The following is a 25,756-nucleotide window of genomic DNA, read 5'->3' on the forward strand; positions in this document are numbered from 1 at the left end:
GCACCCGTGATGCGCTTCCTCCTCGATGCCGAGCAGCGGGCCTTCGCCGCGTCACTGGACGCCCTGCTGACGGCGGCGGACACCCCGGCGGTGATCCGGGACTGGAGCCGGGGCGACCACGCGAGCGGGCGGGCGCTGTGGTCCCGCGTGGCGGATACGGGCGTGTTCGCTCTGGCGGTGCCGGAGGCGTACGAGGGGCTGGGCCCGCGCCCTGTCGAACTGGCCGTCGCGTTCGTCGAGTTGGGCCGCCATGCGGTACCGGGCCCGCTGGTCGAGACGGTCACGGCCGCGGTGCTCCTCACGGGGGCGGACCCGGGGACCGCCGAGCGGCTGCTGCCGGGACTGGCGTCCGGGGAGCCGATGGCGACGGTGGCGACGAAGGGTGCGCACGCCCTGGACGGCGACGCGGCCGCCCTCCGGATCTCCTGGGAGCCCGGCCGCATCCGCCTCTCCCCCGGCCACGGCCCCGTCCGCCCCTCCCTCGACCCCGCCCGTCGTCTCACCCCGCTCCTCCCCGGCGGTGACCTCCTCGCGATCCCCGCGGACCAGGCCCTCACCTGGGCCCGCCTCGCCACCGCCGCACAGGCCCTCGGCGTGGGTCTGGCACTCCTCGGCAGAACCGTCGGATACGTCGGGCAGCGCACCCAGTTCGGTGTCCCCGTCGGGTCGTTCCAGGCGGTCAAGCACCGGCTGGCCGACGCGAGGATCGCCCTGGAGTTCGCGCGCCCGCTGCTGTTCGGCGCCGCGCTGACCATGGAGCCGGCCGATGTCGCCGCCGCCAAGGTCGCCGCGTGCGAGGCGGCGTACGGCACCGCGCGCACCGCGCTGCAGTTGCACGGCGCGATCGGCTACACGGCGGAGTACGACCTGTCGCTGTGGCTGACCAAGGCCCGGGCCCTGCGGACCACCTGGGGCGACCCCGGGGAGTGCCGGGCCCTGGTCGTCAGTGCGGCTGGTGATCGCCGCTGGTGATCTCCCGGTACTCCTCCACGGTCGGCTTCTCGATCCGCGCGTCGGGCCCGTACATGGCCTTCGCGAGCCGGGCGCGCAGCCGCTCGGACCGCTTGACCTTGCGGCGGACACCCCGCGCGTCGACCTCACGCCCGACCTCGTAGGGCGGGTGCTGCTCGTGCTGGGTGAGGGTGTGCAGCTCGGCCGGCGCGAGGGGCTCGTGGACCTCGATGTACTCGCCGGTCGGCAGCCGTTTGATGGTGCCGGTCTCCCTGCCGTGCAGCACCTTGGCGCGGTCGCGGCGCTGCAGGCCCATGCAGATCTTCTTCGTGACGATGAAGGCGACGACCGGCAGCACGAAGACGCCGATCCGCACGAACCAGGTGATCACGTTGATGGACAGATGCAGATGGGTGGCGACGATGTCGTTGCCGCCGCCGATCAGCAGCACCGCGTACAGGGTCAGCCAGGCCACGCCGAGGCCGGTGCGCACGGGCGCGTTGCGCGGCCGGTCCAGAATGTGGTGCTCGCGTCTGTCGCCGGTGATCCACGCCTCGAGGAAGGGGTAGAGGCCGAGGGCGAGCAGGATCAGCGGGAACAGCGAGAAGGGGATGAACACGCCGAGGACGAGCGTGTGCCCCCAGAAGTTGATCTCCCATCCCGGCATCACCCGGATCAGGCCCTCGGAGAACCCGAGGTACCAGTCGGGCTGGGCGCCGGTGGTGACCAGGTCGGGGCGGTAGGGGCCGAAGGCCCACACGGGGTTGATCTGGGCGATGGCGCCCATCACCGTCAGGACGCCGAAGACGAGGAAGAAGAAGCCGCCGGCCTTGGCCATGTAGACGGGCAGGAAGGGCATCCCGACGACCGACCGCTCCTTGCGCCCGGGGCCGGGGAACTGGGTGTGCTTGTGGTAGAAGACCAGGATCAGATGGGCGGTGACCAGGCCCAGCATGATCCCGGGCAGCAACAGGATGTGGACGGGGTACAGCCGCGAGATGATGTCCTCGCCCGGGAACTCCCCGCCGAACAGGAAGAACGACAGATACGTCCCGACGATCGGGATGGACAGGATCGCGCCCTGCGCGAAGCGGATGCCGGTGCCGGACAGCAGGTCGTCGGGGAGGGAGTAGCCGGTCAGGCCGGTGATGATGCCGAGCATCAGCAGGGTCCAGCCGAAGAGCCAGTTCAGCTCGCGCGGCTTGCGGAAGGCGCCCGTGAAGAACACCCGCATCATGTGCACCAGCATGCCGGTGATGAAGACCAGGGCCGCCCAGTGGTGGATCTGGCGGATCAGCAGCCCGCCTCGCACATCGAAGCTGATGTCCAGCGTGGACTCGAACGCCTTGCTCATGAGCACGCCGTTGAGCTCCGTGTAGGAGCCGTTGTAGACGACCTCCTGCATGCTGGGCTCGAAGAACAGGGTGAGGTAGACGCCGGTGAGGATCAGCACGACGAAGCTGTAGAGGGTGACCTCGCCCAGCATGAAGGACCAGTGGTCGGGGAAGACCTTGCGCATGTTGGCCTTGGCCAGGCCGTAGAGCCCGAGCCGTCCGTCCGCCCAGTCGGCGAGCTTCTCGCCCTTGCCTGCGGGAGGCCTCCGGTCCACGGAGTCCGTCCCGTACACCCGTCGTGCGCCGTCGTCGCCCATACGTCGTCGCCTCCCCGTCGGATCCTTCCCAGCGTGGCACGGCCTCGCGGGCGTGCAAACGGGGCGTGGGCCAAGGGGCGGGGCGGTTGGGCCAGGGGAGCGAGCCCCGGTCAGCGGCTGCCGGGGTGCCTGACGATGCCCTGGGCCCGCGCGGCCACCAGCCACTTCGGGAACTCGCCGACCAGCCGGTCGTACAGCTCGGTGTCCGAGACCTTCCGGGGGTCCTCCCCCGCGTGGAAGAACCCCGCGTTGTCGACGACCCGCTTGCCCGGCACGGCCAGCTCGTCCAGCTTGCGCAGGAAGTCGAACTGCTTGCTGCCCGGGTCGCCGAACCCGATGAACTGCCAGAACAGCGGCAGCCTGGCGGCCTTGCACAGGTACCGTTCGGCGGCGAGCTTGTTGATGGGCCCGCCGTCGGTCTGGAAGACGACCAGGGCGGGCTCGGCCGCCCCGCTGTCGAGGTAGTGGTCGATCACGGCGTCCATCGCCAGGTGGTAGCTGGTCTTCCCCATGTGCCCGAGCCCGGCCACGATCCGCTCGACCTTCCCCCGGTGGTCGGCGAGCGCGATGTCGGTGACGGCGTCGACGTCGGTGGAGAAGAACACCACGGGCACGCTGCCGTCGTCGTCCAGGTGCGCCGAAAGACCGAGCACCCGGTCGGCGAGCGCCTGCACACTGCCGTCCTTGTAGTACGGCTTCATCGAGCCGGAGTGGTCGACCACCAGGTAGACCGCGGCCCGCAGCCCGTCGAGGCCGTGCTTGGTGAGGGACACCCCGGCGCTCTTGTAGAGGTCCACCAGGGCGGGAGCGGTCTCCTGGACCTTGGTGAGGCTGATCGCGACCATGGGCCGCATCCTCTCACTCCTCGGCGACCACTCCGATCACTCCTGAACCACCGCCCGGTTCACTCCTCCTCGACGACCGCTCCGTCGCTCAGCTCCAGCACCCGGTCGGCCAGGCCGAGGAGTTGGGGATCGTGGGTGGCGACGAGGGCCGTGACGCCCTCGCTGCGGACCACGGCCCTCAGCAGCTCCATCACCGCCAGGCCGGTGGCGGCGTCGAGCTGGCCGGTCGGCTCGTCGGCAAGCAGCAGGGCCGGGCGGTTGGCGAGGGCCCGGGCGATGGCGACCCGCTGCTGCTGTCCGCCGGAGAGCTCGGCGGGCCGCTGTGTCTCGTGGCCGGCCAGTCCCACCAGGGCCAGCAGCAGGGCCACCCGCTCCTCGCGCTCGCGCGGCTCGGCCCGGCGCAGCCGCAGCGGCACGCCCACGTTCTCGGCGGCGGTGAGGATGGGGATGAGCCCGAAGGACTGGAAGACGAAACCGATCCGGTCCCGGCGCAGTTCCAGCAGCTCGCTCTCGCCGAGCGCGGACAGGTCGGTGCCGTCCACCACGACACGGCCGCGCTGCGGGGAGTCGAGGCCGCCGATCAGATGGAGCAGCGTCGACTTGCCGGAGCCCGACCGGCCCTTGAGGGCGACGAGTTCACCGCGCCGGACGGCGAAGGAGGCCCCGCGCAGCGCGTGCACGGCCGCGGCCCCCGTGCCGTAGGAGTGGTGCAGGTCCTCCACCCGCAGCATCGGCTCCCCGGGCGGGTCGCCGGCGAGGGCGGCGCCGGGCCCCGGGCTGGTGTTCTCGGTCATCACCGCATCCCATAGGAACCGGTCCGCATGGTCAAGAGCGGGACGGCCTGCGTTCGAACTCATGTACCGGGCAGGGAACTCCGTGATATGCATGCCGGGTTGGGGGAACTGCGGCTCGCGCAACGGGTGGGGGAAGAGTGACGGGCTTACTGCTGCTGCGCCTGCGCGCGCATCGGCTGCTGCTCACCGCCGCCCTGCTCGCCGTCCTGCTGACCACCTCGGTCCTCGCCGCCCTCACGGCCTACTCCGGCTCCGTCGGGGACGCGGCGCTGCGCGGCGCGCTGAGCGGCCGGGCCTCGGCCTCCGCCTCCCTCGTCGTCGAGGCGGACGTGCCCCGGGAACGGCGGGACGCGGCGCAGCAGGCCGTGGTGCGCGGGGCGCGGGACGCGTTCGGCGGGCTGCCGGTGACCGTGCGGAGGCTGGAGCGGTCCGGGCCGTACGCGCTGCCCCGGTCCCTGCGGAGTGCCGAGGCCCGCGCCGGGGATCCCGACCTCACGCACCTCGCCGCCCTCGACCGGTCCCGGATCGAGCTGCTCTCGGGCACCCTGCCGGGCCCTGCCCCCGCGTCCCGTACGGCCGCCGTGCCGGTGGCTCTGCCCGAGGCGGCCGCCGACCGGCTGGAGCTGCGGCCCGGGGCGCGGATCACGCTGACCGACCGGCTGGGCGGCGATCCGCTGCGGGTCCGGGTGACCGGTGTGTACCGGGCGGCCGACAGCTCCGATCCCTACTGGCAGGCCGACCCGCTCGGCGGGCGGGGTGTCCGCACCGTCGCCTTCACCACGTACGGGCCGCTGCTGACCCACGGGTCGGTGCCCGGCTCGGGCCGGGTCTCCGAGGACGTCACCGGCTGGGTGGCGACGGCCGGCTTCAGCACCCTGACGACCGACGGCATCGGCGCGCTGCGTTCGGCGGCGGTCCGCGCGGCCGGGGCGTTGCGCGAGGACCCGGCGCTCGGGGGCGACGCGGACGTGCGCACGGGGCTGCCCGAGGTGCTCGAGCGGACCGAGCGGGGCCTGCTGGTGTCCCGGTCCACGCTGATGATCGTCTCGGTGCAGTTGGTGCTGCTCGCCGGGTACGCGCTGCTGCTGGTGGCCCGGCTGCTGGGCGGCGAACGGGCGGGTGAGACCGAGCTGCTGCGGGCCCGGGGCGGATCGCGCGGGCGGATCGCCGGGCTCGCCGCGCTGGAGGCGCTGCTGCTGGCGGCACCGGCCGCCGTCTGTGCCGCGCTGCTGTCCGGCCCGGTGGCCCGGCTGCTCGCCCGCTGGTCCTCGCTCGACCGGATCGGGCTGCGGCTCGACACCGCCCCGGTGGGCCTGGTGTGGCTGGTCGCGGGCGGGGTGGCGGCGGCCTGCGCGGTGGCGGTGGTGGCGCCCGCGCTCGCGGCGACGACCGGAACTCCCGTACGGCTGCGGCGGGTCCGGTCCGCGACGTCGGCCGCGCCCGTGCGGGCCGGGGCCGACGTGGGGCTGCTGCTGATCGCGGGTGTGGCGTACTGGCAGCTCGACCGGCAGACCGAGGCGACCGGCGGCGGGGTGCTCAGCCGGGACCGGGCCGGGGAGCTGGGCATCGATCCGCTGCTGGTCGCGGCGCCCGCGCTGGCGCTGCTGGCGGGCACGGTCCTGACGCTGCGTCTGCTGCCGCTCGCGGCCCGGCTCGCGGAGCGGCGCTCCGCCAGCGGGCGTGGACTGCCGGCGGCGCTGGCGGGCTGGCAGTTCAGCCGTCGCCCGCTGCGCGGGGCGGGTCCGGTGCTGCTGCTGGTCATCGCGGTGGCGACGGGCATGCTGGCGATCGGGCACGGCGCGTCCTGGGACCGGTCGCAGGACGACCAGGCCGACTTCAGGACGGGTGCCTCCGTACGGGTGCTCGACCACCGGCCGGGCAGCCCCGGGCAGACCGGTCTCTACGCGGCGCTGCCCGGCGCCGTGGACGCCGCTCCCGCGCACCGCGCCACGGTGAGCCTGTCCGGGGACCGCCGGGCGACGGTCCTCGCCCTGGACACGGCACACGCCCGGGACGGAATGCTCCTGCGCGACGACCTCTCCGACGAGCCCCCGGCACGGCTGCTGCGGGCCCTGGCGCCGCCCGCGCCGGACCGGGACCGGGCCGTGCGGCTTCCCGACGACACCCGGCGGATCGCCCTCGACGTGCGGATCACCGACCAGCGGGCCCGGACCGAGCGCTCCCCCTCCGGTCGCGCACCGCTGCTCACGGCGGTCGTCGAGGACCGGTACGGCATCGCGTACCGGCTGGGTGGCGGCACCGTCCCGGTGGACGGCCGGGTCCACCGGATCGCGCTCGACCTGGACAAGACCGCCGCGGGCCACCGGGCGGCCCCGGCCGGACCGTTGCGGCTGACCGGGTTGCAGCTCGACGACACCTCTCCCGCCGACCGCCCCGAACACCACCGGTTCACCGTCGAACGGCTGCTCGCCACCGGCGGCGACGGCTCGGCGCGGACCGTCCCGGTGCCTGCCGGGACGCGCTGGCGGGGCAGCCGGGTCGTGACGCAGAACGGCGAGGTCGTCTCCCGTGCGGCCACCAGGCCCGCCGCGTCGGGGAGCACGCCGCTGGCCGTGTCGTACGGCACCGGCGCCGACCGCGGCGACGGCTACGGCGCCCAGCCGGTCTACACCGTCCGGATCGACACCACCGGGGCCGAGGTGCCGCGCAGCCTCTCTGCCGTCGCCAGCCGGGACTTCCTGCGAGCGGCGGGAGCCCGGCCCGGCGACAGCATCGACGTACCGCTGTCCGGGGAACAACTGCGGGTGCGGATCGTGCGGTCGGTCCAGGAGCTGCCGACGACCGCCACCGACGTGGCCGGGGAGTCCTTGTCCGGCGGGGCGCTGCTGCTCGATCTGCGGGCCGTCGACGCCGTGCTGGCGCAGCGGGCCGGCACGGCGCTCACCCCCACCGAGTGGTGGGTGAGCACCGCGCCCGGCAAGGAGGCCGAGGTCGCCGCGGCGCTCAGGGCGCGCCCCGACGTCGAGCCCGGGCAGGTGCTGGTGCGGGACGAGACCGCGGCCGAGCTGTTGCGCGACCCGCTCGGCGCCGGTCCGCGCTCGGCACTGGCGGCGGTGGCGGTGGCCGCCGTGGCCCTCGCCGCCGGGGGGTTCGCGGTGAGCGCCGCCGGTGCGCGGCGGGAGCGGTCCGCGGAGTTCGCGGTGCTGCGCGCCCTGGGTGCGCCCCGCCGGGATCTCGCCCGGCTGGTCGCCACGGAGCAGAGCCTGCTCATCGGTGCCGGACTGCTCGCCGGGCTCGGCCTCGGCACGGTCCTGACCCGGGCCGTGGTCCCGCTGATCGTGCTGACCTCCGGTGCCGCACGGCCTCTCCCGCCGGTCCTGGTCGAGCTGCCGGTGCCTCAGGTGGCGCTGCTCGTCGCGGGGGTGGCGGCCCCGCTGCTGCTGATCACCGTCGTGGCGGCGCTGCGCCGTACGGAGCCGGCGGTCGCGCTCCGCCACCAGGGGGAGGGCTGATGCCGCCGAACGCGCAGGGAGCCTCCTGGGTGCGGACCCGGTTGCGGGCCGCGCCCTGGCCGGCCGCCGTCTTCGGTGTGCTGGTGCTGGTCACGGCGTTCCTCGCGGCCGTCCTGCCCCGGGCCGTCGAGGCGTACGAGACGGACGGGCTGCGCGAGGCCGTCGCGAGCGCCGCTCCCGAGTCGACCGTGCTGGAGCTGAAGACGGAGCAGCCCGGTCTCAACCGTGCGGAGGAGGACCGGGCCGACGAGTTCCGGCCTGAGGCCCTCGCGGCGGTCGACGGCCGGGCGCGGGCGCTGCTGCCCGAGCCGCTGCGGGTGGACCCGGCCGAGTCGGCGTACGGGGTGCGGACCGGCAAGAGCCTTCAGGCGCTGGACGCGTGGCTGCCCCGGCCCGACGGGCTGCTGCCCCGGTTCACCCTGCTCGCGCAGTCGGACGCGGCCGGCCACGCCACCGTGCGCGAGGGCCGGCTCCCCACCGCCGACGGTTCGGTGAGCGCGGACACCCGGACGGTGGAAGGGGCGGTGACCGCCGAGACGGCCCGCGCGCTGGGGCTGCGGGCCGGCTCGACCCTCACGCTGGACGGCTTCATGAACGGACCGCTGACCGTCCGCGTCACCGGCGTGCTCCAGCCCCGGCATCCGGAGCGGAGCTACTGGTCCGCGGAACCGGTCCTGCGGACACCGGCCATGGCGAGCGACGGCGGCCGTCCGCCGCAGTTCTACTGGGAGGCGGGCGTCCTGCTGGCGCCGGGCGCCGCCCCGGCCCTGCTCGGCGGTCAGGGAGAGCCGGAGCGGTACTGGCGTTTCGCGCCCGCGACCGGGCGGCTCACCGGCGCGGACACCTCGGCACTGCTCGACCGGATCGCGTCCCTGGAGGACGGGCCCGCCCTGGTGCGGATGCGTGCCGTCGCCGGTCCGACGGCGCAGATGGCCACCGGCTTGGAGCAGGTCGTGGGCGCCAGCACCGAGACGCGTGACGCCGTCGCGCCGGTGGTCGCGGTGGCGGCCTTCGGGATCACCGCGGTCGCCTTCGTCGTCCTGGCCATGAGCGGGGGTCTGGCCGCCGCCCGCCGCGACGACGAACTCGCCCTGCTGCGGGCCCGGGGCGGTTCCCTGTACGGCATCGCCGGGCGGCTGCTGGCCGAGAACGCCGTGCCGGCACTGCCCGCCGCCGCCTGCGGTCTGCTGCTCGCCGTGCTCGTCGTGGACGAGGCCCGGCTGCTGCCCGCCGTCCTCGGGGCGGGCGCCGTGGCGCTGCTCGCCTGTGCCGCACTGCCGGTGCGGGCGGCGCTGGCGCACCGCAGGCCGCGGGCGCACCAGGGGCGCGACGACCTGGCCGGGGCCAGGCCCGGCGGACGCCGTACCGTCGCCGAACTGACGCTGCTGGTGCTGGCGGCCGGGTCGGTGCTGACGCTGCGCCGCCGGGGCCCGGCCGGGGACGGTGATCTGCTGGTGAGCGCCGCCCCGGTGCTCGTCGCCCTGGTCGCGGCGCTGGTCCTCGTCCGGCTGTATCCGCTGCCCCTGCGGTGGGCCGCCGGACCGGCCGGGCGACTGCGCGGCGTGGTGGGTTTCCTGTCCCTGGCCCGCGCCGGCCGCTCACCGGCGACGGTCGCCACGCTGCCGCTGCTCGCCCTGCTGACGGCCCTGACGACGGCCGCGTTCGGGGGGTCCGTGCTGGCGGGCGTGGCGGATGCCCGGGACCGGGCCGCGCTGCTGGCGACGGGCGCGGACGCGCTGATCGCCACCGCCGACGGTTCCCCGCTCCCGGCGGGCCTGGCGCGGTCGGTGGGGGAGGTGACGGGCGTGCGGCAGGTCACGGCCGTGGGTGTCGCGTTCGCCTCGGAGGGCGCGTCCGACGAGGCGCGGTCGCTGACCGTGGCCGGGGTCGAGCCGGACTCGTACGGGGAGCTGGCCGGGCGGATGGGGCTCGGGGGCTTCGCGGCCGACCGGCTGCGGATGCGGGGCGGGGTGCTGGGCGCGGTCGCCTCCCCGGAGGTCGCCGAGCGGCTCGGGCGGGCGCCGCGCCGGATCGTGACCGACGCCGGGCCCCTCACGGTGCGGATCACCGCGGTGCGTCCGCGTACCCCGGCCGTGCCCGAGGGCGAGTTCCTCCTGGTCGACGCGGCGGGCCTGAAGGGCTCCCCCGGCCCGTCGGTCCTGCTGGCGGCCGGTGCCGGGCTCGACGCGAAGGCGCTGCGGGCGGCCGTGCGGGGCACCGGTTCCGGCCTCTCCGTGACCCTGCGGAGCGAGGAACGGGCGGCGCTGTCCGACTCACCGTTGCAGGCCGGCGCCGAGCGGATCTACGTCTGGGCCGTCGCCGCCGGCGCGGGCTACGCCGTGCTCGCCCTGGTGCTCGGGCTGCTGCGGTCCGCGCCGGAGCGGGCCGCCCTGCTGGCCCGGCTGCGCACCCTCGGCATGACGACCCGCCAGGGGCGGCACCTGCTGGGCCTGGAGGCGCTGCCCCAGACGCTGCTCGCGGCGGCCGGGGGCGTGGCCGCCGGCTGGACCACGGTGGTGCTGCTGGCCCCCGGTATCGACCTGGACCGGCTCGCGCTGGCGGACACCTCCGGCGTGACGCCGCCGGACGCCGTGCTGCGGACCGACCTGTGGTCACTGGGCCTGCCGGCCGCGGGCACGGTGCTGCTCGCGGGGGCGGTGGCCGTCGCGCAGGCCTGGTGGGCCGGACGCCGGACACCGATCACTCACCTCAGGGCGGGAGACATGCGATGAGCTCGACGACGGATCCGCTCGCGGAGCTTCAGCGGCGCGCGACGCAGCACCGCGACCGGCCCGCGTACGGGCACGACGCCCTGATCGCCTGCGACCGGCTGGTGCGGATCTTCGCCCGGCGCGGCGGCGCGGACGCCGTGGAGGTGCAGGCGCTGCAGGGGCTCGATCTGCTGGTGCGGGAGGGCGAGTTGATGGCCCTGGTGGGGGCGTCGGGCAGCGGCAAGTCGACGCTGATGAACATCCTGGCGGGCCTGGACGTGCCGACCGCGGGCGCCGCGAGGGTCGCCGGCCGTGATCTGCTGACGATGGACGCCAGGGCCCGGCTGCGGTACCGGCGTGAGGTGGTGGGCTTCGTCTGGCAGCAGACGGCGCGCAATCTGCTGCCGTACCTGACGGCCGCTCAGAACGTCGCCCTGCCCATGCAGCTGGCCGGTGTCTCCCGGCGCAAGCGGGCCGGGCGGGCGGACGAGCTGCTGTCGCTGCTCGGTGTCGCCGACTGCCGGGACCGGCGTCCGCGGGCGATGTCCGGTGGCCAGCAGCAGCGCGTGGCGATCGCCGTCGCCCTCGCCAACGCCCCCGCCGTGCTCCTCGCCGACGAGCCGACGGGCGAGCTGGACTCGGCGACCGGGCAGCAGGTCTTCGCGGCGTTCCGCCGGGCCAACGAGGAGCTGGGCACGACGATCGTCATCGTGACGCACGACCAGGCGGTCGCGGGCGAGGTCCGCCGCACGGTCGCGATCCGCGACGGCCGCACCTCGACGGAGGTCCTGCGCCGCACGGAGGTCGACGAGACGGGCCGGGAGTCCCTGGTGGCCCGTGAGTACGCGATGCTCGACCGCGCGGGCCGCCTCCAGCTCCCGGCCGACTACACCGCGGCCCTGGGCATGGCGGACCGGGTGCTGCTGGAGCTGGAGGAGGACCACATCCAGGTGTGGCCGGACGGGCACGGGAACCGGACCGGCTGAGGACGTGCGACGGCGCCTGCCCGGGCGTCCGGTCGGGGACTGTGGGGCAGGCGCCGTCAGTGTTCCGCACGCCTTTGTGCGGGACGTTCTGGTGGGGTGCGGTCAGACCATCAGCGCGCGGTCCGTCGGGCGGATCGGCGCCGGCAGCTCGCTCGCGCCCGTCAGCGCACGGTCCACACCGCGCGCCGCCGAGCGGCCCTCCGCGATCGCCCAGACGATGAGCGACTGGCCGCGGCCGGCGTCACCGGCGACGTACACGCCGGGCACGTTGGTCCGGAAGTCGGCGTCGCGGGCGATGTTGCCGCGCTCGTCGAGCTCCAGGCCGAACTGCTCGACCAGGCCGTTGTCGCGGTCGGTGCCGGTGAAGCCCATGGCGAGGGTGACCAGCTGGGCGGGGATCTTGCGCTCGGAGCCCGGCTTCGGGGTCAGCTTGCCGTCGATGAACTCCACCTCGGTGAGGTGCAGCCACTGGACGTTGCCGTCCGCGTCGCCCTCGAAGTGGGTCGTCGAGACGGAGTAGACCCGCTCGCCGCCCTCCTCGTGGGCCGAGGTGACCTTGTACAGCATGGGGAAGGTCGGCCACGGCTGGGAGGCCGCGTTCCGCTCCTCGCCCGGGCGGGGCATGATCTCCAGCTGCGTGACGGAGGCCGCGCCCTGGCGGTGGGCGGTGCCGACGCAGTCCGCGCCGGTGTCGCCGCCGCCGATGACCACGACGTGCTTGCCCTCGGCCGAGATCGGGGGCGCCACGAAGTCGCCCTCCTGCACCTTGTTGGCCAGCGGCAGGTACTCCATGGCCTGGTAGATGCCCTTGAGCTCGCGGCCGGGCACCGGCAGGTCGCGGGCCGTGGTGGCGCCGACGGCCAGGACGACCGCGTCGTAGCGCTTCTTCAGGTCCGTGGCCTTCAGGTCGCGGCCGATCTCGATGCCGGTGCGGAAGCGGGTGCCCTCCGCGCGCATCTGCTCGATACGGCGGTTGATGTGCCGCTTCTCCATCTTGAACTCGGGGATGCCGTAGCGCAGGAGGCCTCCGATGCGGTCCGCGCGCTCGTAGACGGCGACCGTGTGACCGGCCCGGGTCAGCTGCTGGGCGGCGGCCAGACCCGCCGGGCCCGAGCCGACGACCGCGACGGTCTTGCCCGAAAGGCGCTCCGGGATCTGCGGGGCGACGTCCCCGGTCTCCCACGCCTTGTCGATGATCGAGACCTCGACGTTCTTGATGGTGACCGGCGGCTGGTTGATGCCCAGCACACACGCCGACTCGCAGGGAGCGGGGCACAGGCGGCCCGTGAACTCCGGGAAGTTGTTCGTCGCGTGCAGCCGCTCCGAGGCGGCCGCCCAGTCCTCGCGGTAGGCGTAGTCGTTCCACTCGGGGATCAGGTTCCCGAGCGGACAGCCGTTGTGGCAGAACGGGATGCCGCAGTCCATGCAGCGGCTGGCCTGCTTGCTGATGATGGGCAGCAGCGAGCCGGGGACGTACACCTCGTTCCAGTCCTTGACGCGCTCCTCGACGGGGCGGGACTTGGCGAGCTCGCGCCCGTGGTTCAGGAAGCCCTTCGGGTCAGCCATTGATCGCCGCCTCCATCATCTTCTCGTGGGTCTCGGTCTCGGAGAGACCGGCTCGCTCGGCGGCTTCCTTGGCGGCGAGCACTGCCTTGTAGGTGCTGGGGATGATCCTGCTGAACCGCTCGACGGCGGTGTCCCACTCGGCCAGGAGCTTCTCGGCGACGGTGGAGCCCGTCTCCTCCTGGTGGCGGCGGACCACGTCGTGCAGCCACTGCTTGTCGGCGTCGTCCAGCGCCTCGACGGCGTCCAGGTTGCCGACGTTGACGTTGTCGCGGTCCAGGTCGATCACGTACGCGATACCGCCGGACATGCCGGCCGCGAAGTTGCGGCCCGTCTCGCCGAGCACCACCGCGTGGCCGCCGGTCATGTACTCGCAGCCGTGGTCGCCCACGCCCTCGGAGACGACCGTGGCACCGGAGTTGCGGACGCAGAACCGCTCGCCGACCTTGCCGCGCAGGAACATCTCGCCGCCGGTGGCGCCGTAGCCGATGGTGTTGCCGGCGATGACGCTGTACTCGGCGAGGTGGTCGGCCGCGCGGTCCGGGCGGACCACGATCCGGCCGCCGGACAGGCCCTTGCCGACGTAGTCGTTGGCGTCGCCCTCCAGGCGCAGCGTGACACCGCGCGGCACGAAGGCGCCGAAGGACTGGCCCGCGGAGCCGGTGAAGGTGATGTCGATGGTGTCGTCGGGCAGGCCCGCGCCGCCGAACTTCTTCGTCACCTCGTGGCCGAGCATGGTGCCGACCGTGCGGTTGATGTTGCGGATCTGCACCTGGGCGCGCACCGGCTGGGCGTCGGCGGCACCGGCCGCGGAGAGCGCGTCCGAGGCCAGCTTGATCAGCTGGTTGTCGAGCGCCTTCTCCAGACCGTGGTCCTGGGCGACCAGCTGGTGGCGCACCGCGCCCTCGGGCAGCTCGGGCACGTGGAACAGCGGCTCCAGGTCCAGGCCCTGTGCCTTCCAGTGGTCGACGGCCCGCGTGACGTCGAGGGTCTCGGCGTGGCCGACGGCCTCCTCGATGGAGCGGAAGCCCAGCTCGGCGAGGATCTCGCGGACCTCTTCGGCGATGAACTGGAAGAAGTTCACGACGTACTCGGCCTTGCCGGAGTAGCGCTCGCGCAGGACCGGGTTCTGCGTGGCGATGCCGACCGGGCAGGTGTCCAGGTGGCAGACGCGCATCATGACGCAGCCGGAGACGACGAGCGGCGCGGTCGCGAAACCGAACTCCTCGGCGCCGAGCAGCGCGGCGATGACCACGTCACGGCCGGTCTTCAGCTGGCCGTCGGTCTGGACGACGATGCGGTCGCGCAGGCCGTTGAGCAGCAGGGTCTGCTGGGTCTCGGCGAGGCCGAGCTCCCAGGGACCGCCGGCGTGCTTCAGCGACGTGAGCGGCGAGGCGCCCGTGCCGCCGTCGTGGCCGGAGATCAGGACGACGTCCGCGTGCGCCTTGGAGACACCCGCGGCGACCGTGCCGACGCCGACCTCGGAGACCAGCTTCACGTGAATCCGCGCCTGCGGGTTCGCGTTCTTGAGGTCGTGGATCAGCTGGGCGAGGTCCTCGATCGAGTAGATGTCGTGGTGCGGGGGCGGCGAGATGAGGCCGACGCCCGGCGTCGAGTGCCGCGTCTTGGCGACCCACGGGTAGACCTTGTGGCCGGGCAGCTGGCCGCCCTCGCCGGGCTTGGCGCCCTGGGCCATCTTGATCTGGATGTCGTCGGAGTTGACCAGGTACTCGGAGGTCACACCGAACCGGCCGGAGGCGACCTGCTTGATGGACGACCGGCGGGCCGGGTCGTACAGGCGCTCCGGGTCCTCGCCGCCCTCACCGGTGTTGGACTTGCCGCCCAGCTGGTTCATGGCGATGGCGAGGGTCTCGTGCGCCTCCTGGGAGATGGAGCCGTACGACATGGCGCCGGTGGAGAAGCGCTTGACGATCTCGGAGACCGGCTCGACCTCGTCGATGGAGATCGGCTGCCGGTCCGACTTGAAACCGAACAGGCCGCGCAGCGTCATCAGCCGCTCGGACTGCTCGTTCACGCGCTCGGTGTACTTCTTGAAGATGTCGTACTTGCCGGAGCGCGTGGAGTGCTGGAGGCGGAAGACCGTCTCCGGGTCGAACAGGTGCGGCTCGCCCTCGCGGCGCCACTGGTACTCACCGCCTATCTCCAGCGCGCGGTGCGCCGGGGCGATGCCGGAGGCCGGGTAGGCCTTGGCGTGCCGGGCGGCGACCTCCTTGGCGACGACGTCGATGCCGACACCGCCGATCTTGGTGGCCGTGCCGTTGAAGTACTTCTCCACGAAGGCGTCGTCGAGACCGACGGCCTCGAAGACCTGGGCGCCGCGGTAGGAGGCGACGGTCGAGATGCCCATCTTCGACATGACCTTCAGCACGCCCTTGCCGAGGGCGTAGATGAGGTTGCGGATGGCCTTCTCGGGCTCGATGCCGGGCAGGAAGGTGCCGGCGCGGACCAGGTCCTCGACGGACTCCATCGCCAGGTACGGGTTGACCGCGGCGGCGCCGTAGCCGATGAGCAGGGCGACGTGGTGGACCTCGCGGACGTCACCGGCCTCGACCAGCAGGCCCACCTGGGTGCGCTGCTTGGTGCGGATGAGGTGGTGGTGGACGGCCGCGGTGAGCAGCAGCGACGGGATCGGCGCGTGCTCGGCGTCCGAGTGGCGGTCCGACAGGACGATCAGGCGGGCGCCGTTCTCGATGGCGGCGTCGGCCTCGGCGCAGATCTCCTCGATCCGCGCGGCCAGCGCGTCACCGCCGCCGTGCACCCGGTACAGGCCGGACAGCGTCGCGGCCTTGAAGCCGGGCATGTCGCCGTCGGCGTTGATGTGGATGAGCTTGGCCAGCTCGTCGTTGTCGATGACCGGGAAGGGCAGCAGGACGCTGCGGCAGGAGGCCGCGTTGGGGTCGAGCAGGTTGCCCTGGGGGCCCAGCGACGAGCGCAGGGAGGTGACCAGTTCCTCGCGGATGGCGTCCAGCGGCGGGTTGGTGACCTGCGCGAACAGCTGGGTGAAGTAGTCGAAGAGCAGGCGGGGGCGGTCCGACAGCGCGGCGATCGGCGAGTCGGTGCCCATGGAGCCGATCGGCTCGGCGCCGGCCTTGGCCATCGGCGCGAGGAGGACGCGCAGCTCCTCCTCGGTGTAGCCGAAGGTCTGCTGGCGGCGGGTGACCGAGGCGTGCGTGTGCACGATGTGCTCGCGCTCGGGCAGGTCCTCGAGCTCGATCTCTCCGGCCTCGAGCCACTCCGCGTAGGGGTTCTCGGCGGCGAGTTCGGCCTTGATCTCGTCGTCCTCGATGATGCGGTGCTCGACGGTGTCGACGAGGAACATGCGGCCGGGCTGGAGGCGGCCCTTGCGGACGACCTTGGAGGGGTCGATGTCCAGGACGCCGACCTCGGAGCCGAGGACGACGAGGCCGTCGTCGGTGACCCAGTAGCGGCCGGGGCGAAGGCCGTTGCGGTCGAGGACCGCGCCGACCTGCTTGCCGTCGGTGAAGGTGACGCAGGCCGGGCCGTCCCAGGGCTCCATCATCGTGGAGTGGAACTGGTAGAAGGCGCGGCGGGCCGGGTCCATGGAGTCGTGGTTCTCCCACGCCTCCGGGATCATCATCAGCACGGAGTGCGGCAGGGAACGGCCGCCCAGGTGCAGGAGTTCGAGGACCTCGTCGAAGGACGCGGAGTCGGAGGCGTCCGGCGTACAGACCGGGAAGATCCGGTCGATGGCCTTGTCGTCGGACCCGAAGAGGTCGGAGACGAGCTGCGACTCGCGGGCCACCATCCAGTTGCGGTTGCCCTTGACGGTGTTGATCTCACCGTTGTGGGCGACGAAGCGGTAGGGGTGGGCCAGCGGCCACGACGGGAACGTGTTCGTCGAGAACCGGGAGTGCACGAGCGCGATCGCGGAGGCGAAGCGGCGGTCGGACAGATCCGGGAAGAAGGGCTCCAGCTGACCAGTGGTCAGCATGCCCTTGTAGACGATGGTCCGCGCGGACAGCGACGGGAAGTACACGCCGGCCTCGCGTTCGGCGCGCTTGCGCAGCACGAAGGCCTTGCGGTCGAGGGCGATGCCCTCCGAGGTGCCGTCGCCGACGAAGATCTGGCGGAAGACCGGCATGGTCGACCGGGCGGTGGCGCCCAGCAGCTGGGGCGCGACCGGCACCTCGCGCCAGCCGAGGACGGTGAGGCCCTCGTCGGCGGCGATCGTCTCGATCTGCGAGACGGCGTCGGCGGTGGAGTCCTCCGGCAGGAAGGCGATGCCGACGGCGTAGGAACCGGCGCCGGGCAGTTCGAATCCGGCCACGTCACGGAAGAAGGCGTCCGGGACCTGCGAGAGGATGCCGGCGCCGTCGCCGGAGTCGGGCTCGGAGCCGGTGGCGCCGCGGTGCTCCAGGTTGCGCAGGACGGTCAGGGCCTGCTCGACCAGGGTGTGGGACGCCTCGCCGGTGAGGGTGGCGACGAAGCCGACGCCGCAGGCGTCGTGCTCGTTGCGGGGGTCGTACATACCCTGCGCAGCAGGGCGAGCATCCATGAAGGACCAGTTCTGGCCATTCGCGGAATGCTGGGACGGCTGGCGCGGCGTACGCATCGGCTCTCCCGTCGTCGTCATCTGGCATATGCATGTGCCGAGGGACGACGTTGGCCCTCGCGTGATCGCAAAATTTCGTGCAGGTTACATGATGGAGCGGTTCTCGGGAACCGGGATAATCCGTTCCAGCATGCGGACACCGCGGGTGGGCGGCGGGGGTACCGCGCCTGCGGTGGAAGCTATGGAGGGACCGCACGGAACGATCGGGTCAGATCGCCTTCCATCGGCCCGGGGAGCGGGACGGACGTCTTCGCCCACCCCGCCGGGGGTGCGCGGCGAGCGTCGTTGCCCGCAGCGCTTACGGCTCATGCCCAGTGGTTCCGCATTCGAAACCAGTGAGTAACGGCTACCTATGCAGTCCCTTGCATAAGTCTGGGTCGCGCTATCCTACGGCCGTTCCGAACAAGGTGCCCAGGGCGTACGTCACACCGGCCGCCGCGCCTCCCAGCAACAGCTGCCGGAGCCCGCTGTACCACCAGCTGCGCGCCGTCACCTTGGCCACCACCGCACCGCACAGGAAGAGCCCCAGCAGGGCCGACAGCACCGCGGGCCACATGCTGCTCGCGCCCAGCAGATAGGGCAGGACGGGTATCAGCGCGCCCAGCGCGAAGGAGCTGAAACTCGACACCGCGGCCACGGTCGGCGAGGGCAGATCGCCCGGGTCGATGCCCAGTTCCTCCCGGGCGTGGATCTCCAGCGCCTGCTCGGGGTCCTTGGACAGCTGCCGCGCGACCTCGCGGGCCAGCGCCTGCTCGACGCCCCTCGACTCGTAGAGCGCGGCGAGCTCGGCCTCCTCGTCCTTGGGGTGCTTGCGCAGCTGGCGCCGCTCCACGTCCAGTTCGGCCTCGACGAGCTCACGCTGCGAGGCGACGGAGGTGTACTCGCCGGCGGCCATGGAGAAGGCACCGGCGGCCAGGCCCGCCAGGCCGCTGAGGACCACGGTGTGCTGGCCGACCGCTCCGCCCGCGACGCCGGTCATCAGGGCGAGGTTGGAGACGAGGCCGTCCATCGCACCGAACACCGCGGGACGCAGCCAGCCGCCGTTCACGTCCCGGTGGGTGTGGTTGTCCCGGTGCGCCTCGTGCAGCGTCGCCTCGGTCTCGATGATGGCCATGTAGAGAACCCACTCCCCGTCTTCGAACACGTTCTCCGGACACGCTCTTTGGACACGTTCCAGACTTTTACAACGCCAAAACTACGCCTCGAAATCCGTCCCCGCCAGCAAGGAAAGGCTGCGCTAACCTGCGGTTTTGCCGTTTCGCGCTCACTTGATCATCAGTGCGCCCAGATGTCGACCGGGTGATGCTGGGGCTCGTGAGGCTCGGCGGAGGCACTGGAGTGGGACACATGCCGTATGGCATCGATCGCCTGCATCCCCTCCGTCCCGGCGCCCGGGGACGCCGCCGGGCTCCGCGCCCGCGCACGCGGCGCACTGCTGGGCCTGGCCGTCGGTGACGCCCTCGGGGCCCCGGCCGAGAACATGAAGCCCTCCGAGATCCGCGCCCGGTGGGGCCGGATCACCGGGTACGTCGCCGAGAAGCCGGCGGGCACGGACGACACCGAGTACGCGATCTTCTCCGGCCTCCTGCTGGCCCGGCACGGCTCCGCGCTCACCCCGGCCCATGTGGAGGCGGCCTGGCACGAGTGGATCGCCGACCGCGACGAGGGCCCCTTCCGCGGCGCCGGTTTCAGCGAACGCGGCACGCTGGAGAACCTCCGCCGGGGGCTGGCCGCCCCGATCTCCGCCCAGCACCGGCACGCCTGGAGCGACGGCCTGGCCATGCGCGCCGCGCCCTTCGGGGTGTTCGCGGCGGGCCGTCCGGCGGAGGCGGCCCGACTGGTCGCGATCGACGGTTCGGTGAGCCACGACGGCGAGGGCATCCACGGCGGCCAGGCGGTGGCGGCGGGCGTCGCGGCGGCGATGGCCGGCGCGCCGCCGACCGCGGTCGTGGCCGCGGCCCTCGCGGTCGTCCCCGACGACTCCTGGACGGCCCGCAGCCTGCGCCGCGCGGTGGCCGTCGCCCACCGCGGCGAACGCGCGGTCCGCTCCGCGGTCGTCATCGGCGGCTACCCCTGGACCGACCTGGCCCCCGAGGCGGTCGCCCTCGCCTTCGGCGCGTACGCGGCGGCCGACGGCGACTTCGAGCAGTCCGTCCTGACCGCGGTGAACATGGGCCGCGACGCGGACACGACGGCGGCGGTGGCCGGAGCCCTGGCGGGCGCGACCCGGGGAGTGTCCGCGATCCCCCAGTCCTGGGCGGCTCCGATCGGCCCGGTCCTCGGCCGATGCCTCCCGGCGATGGCGGGCTACCACGTCCTGGACGTGGCGGACCTGCTGACGCCGGCACCCGGCGACACCGAGCCGGAACCGACGGACTTCGTGCTGGCAGGCGACGGAACGGAGGCCCCCTCGTGACCACGCACGCACCCACAGCCGCCGACGGCAAATCAGCCCCACAGGAGACCAGGACCTCTCGGATGACAGTCACGGGCGTTGCGCGGGCGGGAGACAAAAGGGCCGAAGGTGAAGCCGAGGCCCCGAGACGCGCCGAAGGCCTCCTGCTCGGACTGGCCGCCGGCGACGCCGCCGGCTGGCCCGCCGCCCGCCACAGAGCCGCCCGCATGCCCGACTGGACCCGCCGCCTCACCCGCGAACTGGACACCTTCGCCGAGCACAACGCCACGACCACCCTCCCCGTCCCCATCGCCCTGAACCAGCCCCCCGAGCCCCTCCGCCTCGGCCCCTCCGACGACGCCGAGTGGGCGGCCTTCGCGGCAGAAGCCCTCCTGCGCGCGGGCGACGACACCGTCCGAGACGACCTCGGCCGCGAACGCCGCACCCGAGCCGCCATCGACCTCACCTGGAACGCCCTCGCCGCCGAAGTCGCCGCCGCGGCCGACCGCGCCCCCGAGATCGAGTCCGCCGTACTGCCGCTGCGCGCCCGCATCTCCGTCCGCGCCGGCCTCGGCAACCTCGCCACCGGCCTGCGCCCGCCCGCCACCGGCCACGACAACCCGCACTACTTCGACGACGCCGCCTGCGTACGCGCCTGCGTCCTGGCCGTGGCCCACCCCGGCGACCCCCGCAGCGCCGCCGGCCTCGCCGAGTTCGACGCCCGCTACACCCAGGACGGCGACGGCGTCCACGGCGCCCGGGCGATGGCGGCGGCCCTCGCCCTGGCCCTGGCCGGCGCGGACGTCGACGCCTGTGTCACCGCGGCCCTGACCGAACTCCCCGAGGAGACGGAGATCGGCCGCAACGCCCGGCAGGCCCTGGAGCTCGCCGCCGCCGCGGACAGCGCCTTCGCCCTCGTCCCGCCCCTGGAGCACCAGATCGTCGACCATGTCTACAGCTACGGCATCGCCGCCGCCGAGACGGTCCCGGTCGCCCTCGCCCTGGCCACCGCCGCCCGCGGCCGCATCGCGCAGGCGATCCCGGCCGCGGCCTGCCTGTCCCGCGTCGCGGACTCCGCCCCGGCCCTGGCGGGCGCCCTCACCGGCGCCCTCGGCGGCGGTGCGTCGATCCCCGCCTCCTGGCGGGAGACCTGCCGCACCCTGTCAGGCTGCGTCCTGCCCCGCCTCACCGGCACGGACCTCGTGGAACTCGCCGAACTCCTGGAAGCGGTGCAACCGGCCCGCCCGGGTGGATGATGCGGCCATGCAGCCCAAAACCCACCAAAACGCCCCTCTGGACGAGCGGATCACCGCAGCCCTGGTCGGCGCCGCCGTCGGCGACGCGCTCGGCGGCCCCGTCGAGGGCTACTCGCCCGAGCAGATCCTGGAGCGCCACGGCGGCCGCGTCCACGGCATCGTCGGCCCCTGGCACGGCGACGACTGGCGCACGGCCCGCCCGCTCGCCCCGTACCACAAGGGCGACGGCCACGTCACCGACGACACCCTGATGACCCACGCCCTGGTCCGCGTCTACGCCCGGGTCCGCGACCACCTCGACGCCTACGCCATCGCCGACCACCTGGTCCCGGACCTGATGACCGAGCCGCGCTGGATCCCGGAACTGGAGAGCGAGGCCCTCCCCCTCCAGCGGATCTTCCTGGCGGAGAAGTGGCTGGTGACGAGGATCCACTACGGCCACGCCGACCCGCGCGAGGCCGGCACCGGCAACATCGTCAACTGCGGCGCGGCGATGTACATGGCCCCGGTCGGCCTGGTCAACGCGGCCGACCCGCGGGCGGCGTACGCCGAGGCCCTCGACATCGCCGGCGCGCACCAGTCGTCGTACGGCCGTGAGGCGGCCGGTGTCCTTGCCGCGGCGGTGGCGGCGGCGTGCACCCCCGGCGCGAGCCCGGACTCGGTCGTCTCGGCCTGTCTCGCCCTCGCGAAGGACGGCACCCGGGCCGCGATCGAGCGGGTCTGCGAGGAGGCGGCCCGCCACCCGGACGTCGAGTCGGCGCTGCGCCCGCTGCGCGAGGCGGTGGCCCCCTACGACACGGTCGGTCCCGACTACCGGGCCCCTTCGCTCGGCGCCCGCCGCCCGTCCCGCCTGCACGCGATCGAGGAACTGCCCGTCGCGCTGGGCATGGTGCTCGTGGCGCGGGGCGACTACCGCCACGCGGTCCTCGGCGCGGTGAACTACGGCCGCGACTGCGACTCCATCGCCACGATGGCCGGAGCCGTGACCGGGGCCCTCGGCTCACCGGTCCCGGAGGACTGGGCCAAGACGGTCGCCGAGGCCAGCCGCCTGGACCTCTGGGAACCGGCGGCCACCCTCACCGCCGTGACCCGCGAGATCTTCGACCGGGACGTGGCCCGCCGCCGCGCCCACGAGCAGGCCTTCGCGTCCCTCGGAGGCCAGGAATGCTCCGACTGACCTGGGTCCAGCCGGAGGACCTGATCGGCCACGAACTCCGCCAGGCGGCCCAGGACGGCCGCGAACCGCAGGCCGTCGCGGCCCGCTGGCGAGCGGCGGGCGGCCCCGAGGCCCCGGCCACCGCGGGTGCCTCCCCCACCCCGGCGTCCCGCTACCTCCGTCAGCTGGCGGAAGACCTCCTGGACGAACTGGCCGATCTCCCGAGCGCGTGGGCGGACGACGAACCCACGGACCTGGGCAGGATCCGGTCCGCCTGCCCCGACTGGCCGGAGCCGGTGGGCACCCCGGCCACCACCCCACAGGCCCTTCAAGCCGCCTGGCTCGGCCGCGCCACCGGCTGCCTCCTCGGCAAACCGGTCGAGAAGCTCCCCCTGGACGCCATCCGCCGGCTCGCCCGGTCCGCCGGCAACTGGCCCCTCACCACCTACTTCACCGCCCGGGGCGTCCCGGAGGACCTCCTCGAACGGCACCCCTGGAACCGCCGCTCGGCGCCCACCTCCCTTGCCGAGAACATCGACGGCATGCCGGAGGACGACGACCTCAATTACCCGCTGATCAACCTCGTCCTCCTCCAGCGCCACGGCAGGACGTTCACCACCACGGACGTGGCCCGCACCTGGCTCGACGAACTGCCCGCCGGCCGCACCTTCACCGCCGAGCGCATCGCCTACCGCAACCTCCTCTCCGGCCTGGAACCCCCGCACACCGCCCGCCACCGCAACCCGTTCCGCGAATGGATCGGCGCCCTGATCCGCGCCGACGTCCACGGCTGGAGCAACCCGGGCCGGCCGGCCGCGGCAGCCGAACAGGCTCACCGGGACGCGACCCTCACGCACACCGCCAACGGCGTCTACGCGGCGATGTTCACGGCGGCCGTCATCGCCACGGCGGCGACCGGCGACCACGACGTCCACACCTGTCTGCGCACCGGTCTCAGCGTCGTCCCGCCGCGCTCCCGCCTGGCCCGAGCCGTCCGGCAGGCCGTGCGACTCGCGCACGAGCACGCGGACTTCGACACGGTCGTCGACGCACTCCACGCCACCCACGCCGGCACCCACCACTGGGTGCACGCCGTACCCAACACCGCCCTGATCGCCGCCGCCCTCACCCACGCGCACGGCGACTTCACCGGCTCCATCTGCCGGGCCGTCAGCGGCGGCTGGGACACCGACTCCAACGGTGCGACGGCCGGCTCGGTGGCCGGACTGCTGGCCGGGCACCCCGCGGCGCTCCCCGACCGCTGGACGGCGCCCCTGAAGAACCGGCTGGCCACCTCCATCGGCGACTTCGACGGCATCGGCTTCGACACCCTCGCCCACCTCACGCACCGGGAGACCCACCGCCCATGACCGCGCCCACGACCGCGCCCCTCAACGGCCTGCGCGTCCTCGACCTCGCCACCCTCTTCGCCGGCCCGATGGCCGCCACCCTGCTCGGCGACTTCGGCGCCGAGGTCGTCAAGATCGAGCACCCGGGCAAGCCGGACCCCTCCCGCGGCCACGGCCCGTCGAAGGACGGCGTGGGCCTGTGGTGGAAGATGCTCGGCCGCAACAAGCGCACCATGACCCTGGACCTGTCCAAGCCCGGCGGCCGCGCCACCCTCCTGCGCCTGGCCGCCACCGCCGACGTGATCATCGAGAACTTCCGCCCCGGCACCCTGGAGAAGTGGGACCTGGGCTGGCCGGAGCTCTCGGCCGTCAACCCCCGTCTGGTCCTCGCCCGTGTCACCGGCTTCGGCCAGTTCGGGCCCTACGCGCACCGCCCCGGCTTCGGCACCCTCGCCGAGGCGATGAGCGGCTTCGCCGCGATCACCGGCGAACCGGACTCGCCCCCGACCCTCCCGCCGTTCGGCCTGGCCGACTCCATCGCGGGCCTGACGACGGCGTACGCGGTGATGACGGCACTCGCCGCCCGCGAGCACACCGGTGAGGGCCAGGTCGTCGACATGGCCCTGATCGAGCCGATCCTGGCCGCCCTCGGCCCCCAGCCCCTCTGGTACGACCAGCTCGGCCATGTGCAGCCCCGCACCGGCAACCGCTCCCCCAACAACGCCCCGCGCGGCGTCTACCGCACCGCGGACGGCACCTGGGTCGCCGTCTCCACCTCGGCCCAGTCGGTCGCGGAACGCGTGATGCACCTGGTCGGCCGGCCGGAACTGATCGACGAGCCCTGGTTCGCCTCCGGTGCCGACCGCGCCCGGCACGCCGACGTCCTGGACGAGGCGGTCGGCGGCTGGATCGCCGCGCGCACCCGCACCGACGTCATGGCCGCCTTCGAGAAGGCCGAGGCGGCCATCGCCCCGGTCCAGGACGTCCGGGACGTGATGGCGGACCCGCAGTACCAGGCCCTGGGCACCATCACCACCGTCGACGACCCCGAACTCGGCCCGCTGCGCATGCAGAACGTCCTCTTCCGGCTCTCCGCCACGCCCGGCGCGATCCGCTGGGCCGGCCGCCCGCACGGCGCCGACACCGAGGAGATCCTGACCGAGCTGGGCCTGACCCCGGACGACGTCTCGGCGCTGCGCGCGGAGGGCGCCCTGTGACGGCGCACCCGCTCACCTGGCTCTACGCCCCGGGCGACCGTCCGCAGGTGGTCGCGAAGGCCCTCGCCTCCGGCGCCGACGTCGTCGTCGTCGACCTGGAGGACGCGGTCGCCTCCGACCGCAAGGACTACGCCCGCGCCGCCACCGCCGACCTGCTCGCACACCCGCCGGCCGTCCCGGTCCACGTACGGGTCAACGCCCTGGACAGCCCCTGGGGCGAGCGGGACATCGCGGCCCTGGCCCCGGCTCCCGGGCTCTCGGGCCTCCGCCTCGCCAAGATCACCTCACCCGCCGAGGTCGCCCGTGTGGCACGCCGGGCCCGGGCCGACCTGTACGCCCTGCTGGAGACGGCCCTCGCCGTGGAACAGGCCTACGCCATCGCCTGCTCCCATCCGAACCTGCGCGGCATCGCACTGGGCGAGGCCGACCTGCGGGCCGACCTCGGGGTGCGCGACGACACCGGCCTCGACTGGCCCCGCTCCCGGGTGGTCGTGGCGGCCCGGGCCGCGGGCCTGCCCCCGCCGCCGCAGTCCGTCCACCCGGACACCCGCGACCTGGACGGGCTGGAGGCCTCCTGCGCCCACGGCCGCGCCCTGGGGTTCCTCGGCCGGGCCGCGATCCATCCCCGCCAGCTGCCGGTGATCGAACGCGCCTATCTGCCCAGCGAGGCGGAGATCGAGCGGGCGGAGACGGTGCTCAAGGCGGCCGCCACGGATCAGGGCGCCCAGGCCCTGCCCGACGGGCGCTTCGTCGACGCCGCGGTGGTGACGGCGGCCCAGCGGACCCTGTCCCTGGCGCGCCGCCGCTGACATGCC

The 25,756-nt window shown here is 73.8% G+C and carries 16 protein-coding genes; 10 read left to right on the forward strand and 6 right to left on the reverse strand.

The window, feature by feature from the left end; genetic code table 11:
- The first annotated feature begins 9 nt into the window (after positions 1-9).
- Entirely contained in the window at positions 10-972 is a 963-nt protein-coding gene (locus tag IGS69_RS08145; RefSeq protein ID WP_190904413.1) for an acyl-CoA dehydrogenase family protein, read from the forward strand.
- Here IGS69_RS08145 and qcrB read toward each other — a convergent pair.
- The 3 genes from qcrB to IGS69_RS08160 all read right to left on the reverse strand — a co-directional run bounded on the left by qcrB (position 944) and on the right by IGS69_RS08160 (position 4,241).
- Entirely contained in the window at positions 944-2,602 is a 1,659-nt protein-coding gene (gene qcrB, locus IGS69_RS08150; RefSeq protein ID WP_190898019.1) for a cytochrome bc1 complex cytochrome b subunit, read from the reverse strand. The two genes, IGS69_RS08145 and qcrB, sit on opposite strands and share 29 nt — an antisense overlap.
- A 110-nt stretch (positions 2,603-2,712) precedes the next feature.
- Positions 2,713-3,447 carry a vWA domain-containing protein gene (locus IGS69_RS08155; protein WP_190898021.1) on the reverse strand — a complete coding sequence of 245 codons (735 nt, stop codon included), beginning with the start codon at positions 3,445-3,447 and terminating at the stop codon, positions 2,713-2,715.
- Positions 3,448-3,506: 59 nt separating this feature from the next.
- Positions 3,507-4,241: an ABC transporter ATP-binding protein gene (locus IGS69_RS08160; protein ID WP_190898022.1), complete on the reverse strand. Its 735-nt coding sequence runs from the start codon at positions 4,239-4,241 to the stop codon at positions 3,507-3,509.
- Between the two features lie 137 nt (positions 4,242-4,378).
- On the opposite strand from IGS69_RS08160, the gene IGS69_RS08165 reads away from it, so the two are divergent.
- From IGS69_RS08165 to IGS69_RS08175, 3 genes are read left to right on the forward strand one after another with little or no spacing between them, the layout of a single operon-like run.
- On the forward strand, positions 4,379-7,714 hold the full coding sequence (locus tag IGS69_RS08165) for an FtsX-like permease family protein (RefSeq protein ID WP_190898023.1): 3,336 nt from the start codon (positions 4,379-4,381) through the stop codon (positions 7,712-7,714).
- The gene (locus tag IGS69_RS08170) at positions 7,714-10,446 is read left to right on the forward strand and encodes a thioesterase domain-containing protein (RefSeq protein ID WP_190898024.1); all 2,733 of its coding nucleotides are present in this window, start codon (positions 7,714-7,716) and stop codon (positions 10,444-10,446) included. The genes IGS69_RS08165 and IGS69_RS08170 overlap by 1 nt, the downstream gene beginning before the upstream one ends.
- Positions 10,443-11,411, forward strand: a complete 969-nt coding sequence (locus tag IGS69_RS08175) for an ABC transporter ATP-binding protein (RefSeq protein WP_190898025.1) — start codon at positions 10,443-10,445, stop codon at positions 11,409-11,411. Before IGS69_RS08170 ends, IGS69_RS08175 begins: the two co-directional genes overlap by 4 nt.
- Before the next feature lie 102 nt (positions 11,412-11,513).
- Here the strand turns inward: IGS69_RS08175 and IGS69_RS08180 are convergent, their stop codons facing one another.
- The 3 genes from IGS69_RS08180 to IGS69_RS08190 form a co-directional block, all read right to left on the reverse strand.
- Positions 11,514-12,977, reverse strand: coding sequence for a glutamate synthase subunit beta (locus IGS69_RS08180; RefSeq protein ID WP_190898027.1), 1,464 nt, complete (start codon positions 12,975-12,977; stop codon positions 11,514-11,516).
- The gene (gene gltB / locus IGS69_RS08185) at positions 12,970-17,568 is read right to left on the reverse strand and encodes a glutamate synthase large subunit (RefSeq protein WP_190904414.1); all 4,599 of its coding nucleotides are present in this window, start codon (positions 17,566-17,568) and stop codon (positions 12,970-12,972) included. The genes IGS69_RS08180 and gltB overlap by 8 nt, the downstream gene beginning before the upstream one ends.
- Positions 17,569-17,950: 382 nt before the next feature.
- Positions 17,951-18,682, reverse strand: a complete 732-nt coding sequence (locus tag IGS69_RS08190; RefSeq protein ID WP_190898028.1) for a VIT1/CCC1 transporter family protein — start codon at positions 18,680-18,682, stop codon at positions 17,951-17,953.
- Between the two features lie 240 nt (positions 18,683-18,922).
- On the opposite strand from IGS69_RS08190, the gene IGS69_RS08195 reads away from it, so the two are divergent.
- The 6 genes from IGS69_RS08195 (at position 18,923) to IGS69_RS08220 (ending at position 25,750) form a co-directional block, all read left to right on the forward strand.
- On the forward strand, positions 18,923-19,984 hold the full coding sequence (locus IGS69_RS08195) for an ADP-ribosylglycohydrolase family protein (RefSeq protein ID WP_190898029.1): 1,062 nt from the start codon (positions 18,923-18,925) through the stop codon (positions 19,982-19,984).
- 62 nt (positions 19,985-20,046) lie between these two features.
- Positions 20,047-21,219 carry an ADP-ribosylglycohydrolase family protein gene (locus IGS69_RS08200; protein WP_232543457.1) on the forward strand — a complete coding sequence of 391 codons (1,173 nt, stop codon included), beginning with the start codon at positions 20,047-20,049 and terminating at the stop codon, positions 21,217-21,219.
- Positions 21,220-21,226: 7 nt separating this feature from the next.
- Complete coding sequence (locus tag IGS69_RS08205; RefSeq protein ID WP_190898030.1) at positions 21,227-22,396, forward strand: ADP-ribosylglycohydrolase family protein; 1,170 nt, start codon at positions 21,227-21,229, stop codon at positions 22,394-22,396.
- A complete protein-coding gene (locus tag IGS69_RS08210) occupies positions 22,384-23,745 on the forward strand; it encodes an ADP-ribosylglycohydrolase family protein (RefSeq protein ID WP_190898031.1) in 1,362 nt (453 codons plus the stop codon). The genes IGS69_RS08205 and IGS69_RS08210 overlap by 13 nt, the downstream gene beginning before the upstream one ends.
- Entirely contained in the window at positions 23,742-24,941 is a 1,200-nt protein-coding gene (locus tag IGS69_RS08215; RefSeq protein ID WP_190898033.1) for a CaiB/BaiF CoA transferase family protein, read from the forward strand. The genes IGS69_RS08210 and IGS69_RS08215 overlap by 4 nt, the downstream gene beginning before the upstream one ends.
- Complete coding sequence (locus tag IGS69_RS08220; RefSeq protein ID WP_190898034.1) at positions 24,938-25,750, forward strand: HpcH/HpaI aldolase/citrate lyase family protein; 813 nt, start codon at positions 24,938-24,940, stop codon at positions 25,748-25,750. Before IGS69_RS08215 ends, IGS69_RS08220 begins: the two co-directional genes overlap by 4 nt.
- The last annotated feature ends 6 nt before the right edge of the window (positions 25,751-25,756 follow it).

The sequence above is a fragment of the Streptomyces tuirus genome (assembly GCF_014701095.1).
Lineage (GTDB): Bacteria > Actinomycetota > Actinomycetes > Streptomycetales > Streptomycetaceae > Streptomyces > Streptomyces tuirus.

Excerpts from the sequence above, each read along its gene's own strand:
- IGS69_RS08145 (WP_190904413.1), top strand. The coding sequence starts at position 10 with ATGCGCTTCCTCCTCGATGCCGAGCAGCGGGCCTTCGCCGCGTCACTG.
- qcrB (WP_190898019.1), bottom strand. The coding sequence starts at position 2,602 with ATGGGCGACGACGGCGCACGACGGGTGTACGGGACGGACTCCGTGGAC.
- IGS69_RS08155 (WP_190898021.1), bottom strand. The coding sequence starts at position 3,447 with ATGGTCGCGATCAGCCTCACCAAGGTCCAGGAGACCGCTCCCGCCCTG.
- IGS69_RS08160 (WP_190898022.1), bottom strand. The coding sequence starts at position 4,241 with ATGACCGAGAACACCAGCCCGGGGCCCGGCGCCGCCCTCGCCGGCGAC.
- IGS69_RS08170 (WP_190898024.1), top strand. The coding sequence starts at position 7,714 with ATGCCGCCGAACGCGCAGGGAGCCTCCTGGGTGCGGACCCGGTTGCGG.
- IGS69_RS08175 (WP_190898025.1), top strand. The coding sequence starts at position 10,443 with ATGAGCTCGACGACGGATCCGCTCGCGGAGCTTCAGCGGCGCGCGACG.
- IGS69_RS08180 (WP_190898027.1), bottom strand. The coding sequence starts at position 12,977 with ATGGCTGACCCGAAGGGCTTCCTGAACCACGGGCGCGAGCTCGCCAAG.
- gltB (WP_190904414.1), bottom strand. The coding sequence starts at position 17,568 with ATGCGTACGCCGCGCCAGCCGTCCCAGCATTCCGCGAATGGCCAGAAC.
- IGS69_RS08190 (WP_190898028.1), bottom strand. The coding sequence starts at position 18,682 with ATGGCCATCATCGAGACCGAGGCGACGCTGCACGAGGCGCACCGGGAC.
- IGS69_RS08195 (WP_190898029.1), top strand. The coding sequence starts at position 18,923 with ATGGCATCGATCGCCTGCATCCCCTCCGTCCCGGCGCCCGGGGACGCC.
- IGS69_RS08200 (WP_232543457.1), top strand. The coding sequence starts at position 20,047 with ATGACAGTCACGGGCGTTGCGCGGGCGGGAGACAAAAGGGCCGAAGGT.
- IGS69_RS08205 (WP_190898030.1), top strand. The coding sequence starts at position 21,227 with ATGCAGCCCAAAACCCACCAAAACGCCCCTCTGGACGAGCGGATCACC.
- IGS69_RS08210 (WP_190898031.1), top strand. The coding sequence starts at position 22,384 with ATGCTCCGACTGACCTGGGTCCAGCCGGAGGACCTGATCGGCCACGAA.
- IGS69_RS08215 (WP_190898033.1), top strand. The coding sequence starts at position 23,742 with ATGACCGCGCCCACGACCGCGCCCCTCAACGGCCTGCGCGTCCTCGAC.